Below are 1,439 nucleotides of genomic sequence, written 5' to 3'. Positions count from 1 at the left end.
CCAATACTCGAGGCAAGAATGGCGGAAACAGCGGCGCACTTGATGCAGATTCACACACCCGAAACTCAAAACGGGCTATTGGGTCGATGCAGCGCAATTGATCTCGACTTCACACCCACTTCATACAGTTCATCAAGACCTCACAGGCGCGTATCAGACTGCACCTATCGAAAGCCGAGTGCATCAACCTGGTGTTTTCATTTCGAAGAAAGGTCGGTCTGTGAGTTCAATCCGTAGCGTCGCTACTCTTCCGCCATACACACGAATTTTCGGTCCGGTAACGACAAGAAAGACTGTCCGACTTTTAATACTGTATCTGCTGCTCGTTACGGGCGGCTCGGCTTTGCTGCTTTTCGGGCATCAGGATGGCTTGCAGATTTTCGGCTTGGGGTTGATGGTGCCGGGCGGCGGATTTCTGGCGCACGCCGATATCTGCACAGGCAGTGGCATAGGTCATATAGCCGCCTGGCTGTGCTCGGTTGGTGCCTTGGCGTTTGCGCTGTTGGTCTGGTTTGGCACGGGCAATGTGTTGCTGCCTCCGCTTGTTTGGCTCGGTTCGGCGTTTTGGGCCGCGAGCATGAGCCATGGTGCAATTCAGCCAGGTGTGGTTCTTAATGTGTACTGCGTGCTCGCGCTGTTTGCTGCGGCGGGCTGCCTGTCGATGCTGGCCTGGTTTATGTTTTCAGGCCGGCAAAGGCGCATCGATAACGATTACCTGGTCCGACAAATGGCTCGATTGGACGTGATCTTCACAGCCCAACCATCAAGGCAAAAACCGGAAATGTCTTTGGCGCATCTGCGTCGTCTGAGGTTCGCACTCGATCGGGCTCTGCAACCTTTCGATGAATTTTCGGGATTCGAGCAACGCGATCAATTTCAGACGGCGGCGCTTCGGTATCAAGTCAACTTTCTGGCTTATGGCATTGCCTTGACGCAGGCACGCTTCACGCCTGCGTTAGGCGGGTACATGAGCGACGCGCAAAGCAGGTTGCTGAACAAGCAGACACAGCATCGTGCATGGGCCTACTGGTCGCTGGAAAATCTATGGGGAAACTTGCGGTGGAACTCCGACCCTGCTGCCCGTGAAAACATCATGTACACGGGCTTCGTGGCGCTGCAGATGGCCTTGTTCCAGGCCAGCACAGGAGGTCAGGAGTTTTCGAAAAAAGGTGCCTTTACGCTGGTGCATCCGAACGGAAAACGCTACGAACACAGTTTTGAGTCCTTGCTGTCCAGTTTGGAAAAAGAATACGAACGTTCACCCTTCTATTTGATGGCCTGCGAGCCCAACTGGGTCTATCCCCTGTGCAACACAATGGGAGCCGCGGCATTGCGTGCCCACGATGCGCAGTACGGTCAGATGAAATGGGCCGGTCACGCGCCAGAGTTCCGCCGGCATCTGGACGCGGAGTTTCTGGATGGCATGGGTCGCTACGTGC

1 protein-coding gene is annotated in these 1,439 nt (G+C 55.0%); it reads left to right on the top strand.

The window, feature by feature from the left end; all coding sequences use genetic code 11:
• Positions 1 to 178: 178 nt before the first annotated feature.
• On the top strand, positions 179 to 1,439 hold a 1,261-nt coding region (locus tag AC1D1P_RS23285), incomplete at its 3' end, for a linalool dehydratase/isomerase domain-containing protein (protein ID WP_477674628.1).

The organism is Polaromonas sp. P1_E1_2, assembly GCF_056406035.1.
The sequence above is the reverse complement of the archived record's forward strand: the minus strand, read 5'-3'. Positions and strand labels throughout refer to the sequence as shown.